Raw genomic sequence first — 6,782 nt, forward strand, 5'->3', positions numbered from 1 at the left:
GGCCGGGCCCTGAGAGGACCGGACCGCGACGGGGCGAAGCCCGGTACGGGCGGCAGCCGCGCGGGCGGCCACGCGACGGCAGGCGGCCGTGCGGGCACCCGCCGCCCCGGAGGCGGGTCAGTGCTCGACGTCGCCGCTGATGTGCCGCCGGACGAACGCGTGCGCCAGGTCGCCGAACTGGGCGCCGAACGCCAGGGACGTCTCGACGGTGTTCCTGAAGTGCGCACCGGCCCACACCCGGCTCTCGGCGCAGTCCCGCTCGAAGTCGCTCCAGGTGGCCCAGCTCAGCTCCAGCTCCGCGGCCGGGACCACGCCCGGCTCCCGCTGCGTCGAGCCGGCCGGGAAGGTGTGCGTCCACTCCAGCACGTCGTCGCCGAGGAAGCTCCGGGCCGCCTGCGCCTGGGCCGCGCACAGGGTGGTGAAGGCGGACGGGAACTCCGGGTGGTTGCCCACCGGGAGATAGCCGGCCCACTCCGCGGCGGGCAGGTCCTCGACCGTCCCCCTGCCGGGCCCGCCCCAGCCCGGCACCACGCCGTCCCCGTACACGTGCCGTACGGCGCTGAACGGCCGCACCGCGTCATGGGCGCGCTTGTGGTGCCAGGCGGCGATCAGACTGTCGAAGCGGGCCACCGACGTCACCAGGAACAGCTGCACCCAGCCGTCCAGATCCAGGTCGTGGGCCATGGCCGCGGCCCGCGGCGACAGCGTCACCGACAGCGGGGTGTGCTCGAAGAACTCCGCCTTCACCTTCTGCTCGTCGGTCAGCCCGGCCGACGCCGCCAGCACCTCGTCCACCGCGCCCCGGTACGCCTCCGCGTCCCCGGCGGCGAGATGCCCGGGCGCGCCGAGCTCGAACTCGCCCGGGTCCTTGTACGTCTGAGGCGCCACCAGCCCCAGCTGAGGGGTGGCGAACCGCTGGACGGTGAACACGCCCTTGTCACCGGGGCCGCCGTCGACGCGCCGGCGGTGCGGCTCGGCCGCCGGCTGCCAGCGCGCGGGGTCCGCCAGCTCGTCGGCCGAGTTCACCGGCCGGTAGCCGGTGTAGTCCTCGTAGGGCAGGCCGTGGTACCTGCGGCCCCGGTCACCGAGCACGTTCATGCCGTCGTGCGCGCGGGCCGCCACCACGGACCGGCCCGCGGTGTTGCCGATGCCCACCGCCGTGGTCAGGTCCTCCGACTCGTCGTCGGGGTCCAGGCCCAGTGCGGTCATCGCCTGCCGGATCACCGGCGCCCGCTCCTCGAACACCGCCTTGACCACCTGGTACAGCGCGTGCAGGCCGGCGATGTTCTTGTTCCGGTTGGTCGCGGACTCCCCGGCGGGACGGCGCGGGATCCGCGCGTACAGACCGACCGCGGTCGGATGGTAGGGCGCCAGCGCGTCGAACCAGGACGTCTGGAGCAGATGGGTGAGCCACGTGTAGGTGGACACGTCCCCGGGAGCCATCGCGTCTGCCGGGGGATAGCCCCCGCCGCCGTGCGTGGTGATCAGATCCCGGATGAAGTTCCCGTTGTCGAAGTCGAAGGGTATCTGCTGGGCGCGACCGGAAGTCGTCACAGAGTGAGGCCTTTCTTCATGAGAGAGCGCCGCGGTCCAGGGCCGTCTTCTGCCCTTCGATGGCCTTCAGGTGCAAAGGAGAGATCCGGTGGTACGACGCGAGGTCGAGGACTTCCTTCTCGGGCGACCACTTGGCCGCGGTGGCGTTGATGAGGGCACCGGCGTACCGGTGCGGGGTGTCCTGCATGAACCGCGTGATCCTGGGCTCCAGCCGGGCGGGGAGTTCCGCCGGATCGATGCTCCGCCGCGGCAGCGGGGCGAACGCGATCCGCAGGATCTTCGAGGAGTCCCAGCTGAGCGTCGCGTAGACCCGGTAGGCGCGCCCGGCGTACGCCAGCATCTCCTCGCTCGGCTCGCTCATACCGGTTTCCCGGAGCACGGCCAGTACGGTCTTCGGGTCGAGGTTTCCCGCGATACCGGCGGGCAGCTGGAAGTAGAGGTTCACCGTCCTGTTCCTGCAGTCGGCACCCACCAGCGCCACATCCTCGAGACCGTGACGGGCGAAGAACTCCAGGTTCTCGCTCACCGCACTCGGCATGGAGGGGATGCCGGCCAGCCCGGACACCTTCTGCGGAGCGTGCGGGAAGTTCGCGTAGATCTTCTTGAAGCCGCCGACGATCCCGCAGTCGATGTAGTGCTCGCTGCTCGGCACCAGGGCCAGCAGCTCGGCGAGCAGGGCACGGACGGGATGCTCCGTCTCCGTGAAGAACCCGTTCTCCAGCGCGCGGCCGTAGGGGTCCTCGATCCCGGGGGAGACCTGGACCGAGTACTCGAGCTCCGCCACCCGCTCGCCCGCCTGGAGGCTGAATATCACGCCCCCGTGCTCCGAGAACCCGTCCTCGAATGCCGACAGGACCGGCCACACCTTGTCACGTGAAAAAGGCGCATCGACCAGGCGAGCTGATTCCTCGATGGCCGAGTACAGCTCTTCTGCTCCTATGCCTTCGGACATCAAAAACTCCAAGCGATCGACGTCGAGCGAGGTTTCCACGTGAAATACTGCGTCGCCACGTTATCAGTCACCACTAGAGGGCCACTCGAAATGCGCTAAGCATTTGGACGGCCTTGACACGCGGAGTGCTCGGCGTCGACACTTCACGGAGTGGCGAAAATGGGACGTGCCATGCCCGTCGGCCCTGACCCTCGGCAATTCGGTCGAGACTCCCGCATCCGTCGAATCCACCGGCACGCGCCGGCATCTGACGAATGAACGGGTGGACAACAAATACCCGGCCGACCGCCTCATTCACAAGACGTGCAGCTCAAAGGAAACTGGAGGACGAATGACCAGCGCAGGCACGGAAGGTCTCTACACCGCCATCGAGGAAACCGCCGGACTGCTGGACATATCCCCCTCGCGTGACAAGGTCGCGCCGATCCTGTCCGCGTACGACCTGGAGAAGGTCGTCGTCGCCTTCCGCGTGACCACACGCGGCACCGAGGACCTCGACTGCCGCTTCACGGCGCTGCCCGGGGACGTCAACCCCTACCTCTACGCGGTGTCGCAGGGCATCGCCGAGCCCACCGACCACCCCGTCGGCCGGCTGCTCGAAGAGGTCCAGGAGAACATCCCGGTCACCGCCCACGGCGTCGACTTCGGCGTGATCGGCGGCTTCAAGAAGACCTGGACCTTCCTCCCGGTCAACGACCTGCAGAAGCTGTCCAAGGTCGCCGCCCTGCCGTCCATGCCGCGCAGCCTCTCCGAGAACCTGGACTTCTACGCGCGCTACGGCCTGGACGACAAGAACAGCATGATCGGCATCGACTACCCCAGCCGGACCGTGAACGTCTACTTCCTCCAGTTCCCCGCCGAGTGCCGCGAACCGGACACCGTCCGCGCGATGCTGCGCGACCTGGACCTGCCCGAGCCGAGCGCACGCATGCTGAAGCTCGCCGCCCAGGCCGTCGGCATCTACACCACCCTGGACTGGGAGTCCTCGAAGATCCAGCGCATCACCTTCGCCACCATGGTCCCGGACGCCGCGGCGCTGCCGGACCGCATCGAGGTCGACCCCGGCGTCGGGAAGTTCGCCACGAACGTCCCGCACACCTACCCCGGTCCCGTCCAGGGCCTCTACAACGTGGCGTCGTACGCCGGCGGCGAGTACTTCAAGCTCCAGACCTACTACCAGCTCTCCGAGGGCTCCCTGGAGGCGAGGGTCCTGCTGCCCGCGGACTGACCGGCGCCGGGCGGAAACACCCGGGCAGCACCCGCGCGACCTCCCTCCGGCCGTACGGCACCACCGCCCTGGTGCCCCTCCACCCGGCCTTGTGCTGAACCTGACAATCTCATTTTGTTTTCAGCCGGAAATGAGACACCCCGGGGGGATGAAAAATGCGCACCTACGGACGGATCGCCCGTTCCTTAGAGAGCCTCGGCGCCACGTTCGGCATCACGGCACTCCGAATATCCATCGGAATCATCTACCTGTGGTTCGGAGTGCCGAAGCTCTTTCCAGGAATGAGCCCGGCGGAGCCACTGGCCTCCGAGACGGTGGCGAAACTGACCTTCGGAGTCATCGAGGGAACGGTCGCGACCACCCTGACCGGAACCCTCGAAACCTTCATCGGACTCCTCCTCGTCAGTGGAATGCTGCCCACACTGACCATCATCGTCCTCCTCGGCCACATGGCGGGAACCTTCACCCCGCTCTTCATGTTCCCGAAGACGACCTGGGAATCCTTCTGCATCGGAACACTCGAAGGCCAGTACATCCTCAAGAACCTGATCATCGTGGCGGCGGCCCTCACCATCGCCGGGCACGCGAGGAAGAAACGGAAGACACCCGCGGGCCCGGCCCTGACCGTTCTGGAACCCACGCAGCTGCGCCCCCGGCCGGTACGGACCCCCGACCGGGCGAGCTGAACCACCCCGACCCGCCTGTGCGGCTGCCGGCCCCCGCGAAGGGACCGGCAGCCGCACAGGCACGTCGGCACCCGGCGGCTCCCACCGGGAGCCCTTCCGGCAACGGAAGGGCTCCCGGTGGGGGCGGCTCCCGGAGGAACCCGCCCCCACCGGGAGCCCGGTGAACGGCCGCGCGGCCTCAGTCCGCGGCGCGGGCGCCGGCGCCCTCGATGAGGTCGTCGACGTTCAGCTCGAACAGGCCGCCCTCACGCCCGCTCAGCCCGGAGATCAGCTTCACGAAGTCGACCTCGGCGTCGTTCTTCCTGTCCGGGTCGATCATGTCCTGGGCCATGTTGAAGTAGAAGCCCTTGGTCTTGGAGCGGTCGTAGAAGCCCTCCACGAACCGGCGGATGTCGTGGAAGAAGTCCTGGTACGCCGCGGAGTACCGGTCGAGGGCCTTCTCCTCGATCTCCGGGTGGCTCAGTATCTTGTCGACGACCTTGGACAGCGTGCTGGCCGCCAGGGTCGCGAGCGCCACACCGGTCGAGAACAGCGGGTCGACGAAGGCGGCGGCGTCGCCGACCAGGACCCAGCCGTTGCCGTGGAAGTGCTCGTTGGTGTACGACCAGTCCCGCGCGGACCGGTACCCCGCGGCCTGCGTCGCGTCCCGCAGCAGGTCCTTGAGCTTGGTGGTCTGCTGGATCTCGGACCGGAAGAGATCCTCCAGCGACTTGTCCGACTCCGTCGCCAGCGCCGACCGCGTCACGTAGCCGACGCTGAAGACCCCCTTGTCGATCGGGATGCCCCAGAACCAGCCGTCCTGGGTCCCCTCGATCAGGATGTTGCTCCACTCGTCGCCCGGCAGCCGGTGGCAGTTGTCGAAGTACGTCCACACCGCCACGTTGCGCAGCTGGTCGTTCCAGTTGACCTCGGAGTACTTCCGGCCCACCACCCGAGCCTGCCCCGAGGCGTCCACCACCAGGCGGGCACGGGCCTCGTGCGTGCCGTTCAGCCCGCGCAGCGCGTAGCGGACACCGACGACCCGCCCGTCCTCCTCGATCGTGTCCTTCACCGTCGCGTCCTCCACGACGAAGGCACCCAGCTCACGCGCCCGGTCCAGGATCAGCGCGTCCAGATCGGCCCGCCGCGTGTGGAACGCGTAGGGAATACGACCCCCCGTGGTGAACGAGAAGTTCCACGGAACCTCGTTGTTGCCCCACACCAGGGTGCCGCCGTACTTCCGCTCGAACCCCTTCGCCTCCATGCGCTCCTTGAGGCCGAGTTCCTCCATCGGAACCATCACACCGGGAATCAGCGACTCCCCGACGTGGTACCGGGGGAAACGCTCCCGGTCGAGCACGAGAACACGGTGCCCGCGCTTGGAGAGCAGCGCGGCCGTGGTCGCACCGGCGGGCCCGCCGCCGATGACGATGACATCGAAATCGCCAGAGACCCCGAAGAGAGCAGACGACATGAAAGAACCTTCCCCAGTCCCGACCACACAGAACACGTTTCAACGACCAGAATGCAGCCGCGAATCCCCCGATGTCATCGCCCAGATTGCTCAAGCCGAAAAGCCCTCCACCCGAACCCGAACCCACCTCGGCCGGCCCCTGGACCACGAAAAGAGCCCCGCCGGAGCCGACCTGGAGACAGCGGACCGAGGCCGCCCGATTTCCCTCCGGCAGTGCGCTCGCGCGGACACGAGGTGACAGGCGATCAGGCGTCCCGGGAAATCGCGGTGCCGGCCGCGAGCGGATGCCGTCGGCCCGACAAGGCATCAGGAGAACGAAGGCGACCGGCAGACGCACCCGCCCACCGAGATCCGGCACGCCACGGTTTGGAGGTTTTGGGTCAGTTTGGGTGTGAGGGTCTGGGGTGGGGTGGCGTGGATCCTCCATTGGTGTTGGTTTGTGTGGTGGGGGTTGGTTTTGGGGTGTAGTCGGTTGGGGCTGTTGGGGGCAGGTGGGTGTGTGGTTGGTTGGTTTGGTTCTGTTTGGCTGTCAGTGTGGAGGTGTTTCTTGGGAGTTGGGGGGGGTGTGTGGTCTGGTTTGGTGGGGGAGTTGTCGGGAGGGCGGGCGCGGAGCGCCCGCGGGGTGTGGGCTTCCGCGGGGTGTGGGCTTCCGTGCACCGTGTGGCAGGGGTGGGATGTATCTGCCGGCAGTGTCCGGTGGGGGAATGATCAAGTGTTTCCGAGAACTCGACGCGTTTGATGTCTCGTCACTTTTCAGTGACGAGACATCAAACGCTCCCGCCTCACCCGCTGGTTGCTGGATGGTTCGGTGTCAGTGGAGCGGGACTCCGGTGCAGGATCGCGGAGCGATCCTGCTTCCGGGCCACGGAGTGGGCCGGTCCGGTGGCGGAGCCGCCGGGTTGCGGGTGC

Annotated in this window: 5 protein-coding genes; 2 read left to right on the forward strand and 3 right to left on the reverse strand. The window is 68.0% G+C overall.

The annotated features are described in order from the left end of the window. Positions 1-117: 117 nt before the first annotated feature. Positions 118-1,554: a DUF6851 domain-containing protein gene (locus AC5K6T_RS31250; RefSeq protein WP_493214388.1), complete on the reverse strand. Its 1,437-nt coding sequence runs from the start codon at positions 1,552-1,554 to the stop codon at positions 118-120. Positions 1,555-1,570: 16 nt separating this feature from the next. Next, positions 1,571-2,506, reverse strand: a complete 936-nt coding sequence (locus AC5K6T_RS31255; protein ID WP_493214389.1) for an aromatic prenyltransferase — start codon at positions 2,504-2,506, stop codon at positions 1,571-1,573. Between the two features lie 331 nt (positions 2,507-2,837). On the opposite strand from AC5K6T_RS31255, the gene AC5K6T_RS31260 reads away from it, so the two are divergent. Further along, positions 2,838-3,734 (forward strand): aromatic prenyltransferase, encoded by an 897-nt coding sequence (locus tag AC5K6T_RS31260; RefSeq protein WP_493214390.1) that lies wholly within the window; start codon positions 2,838-2,840, stop codon positions 3,732-3,734. A gap of 155 nt (positions 3,735-3,889) precedes the next feature. Next, entirely contained in the window at positions 3,890-4,420 is a 531-nt protein-coding gene (locus AC5K6T_RS31265; RefSeq protein ID WP_493214391.1) for a DoxX family protein, read from the forward strand. 178 nt (positions 4,421-4,598) lie between these two features. On the opposite strand, the gene AC5K6T_RS31270 is transcribed toward AC5K6T_RS31265, so the two are convergent. Then, on the reverse strand, positions 4,599-5,873 hold the full coding sequence (locus AC5K6T_RS31270) for an NAD(P)/FAD-dependent oxidoreductase (RefSeq protein ID WP_493214392.1): 1,275 nt from the start codon (positions 5,871-5,873) through the stop codon (positions 4,599-4,601). Positions 5,874-6,782: the final 909 nt, after the last annotated feature.

It is taken from the genome of Streptomyces sp. B8-7 (assembly GCF_058833805.1).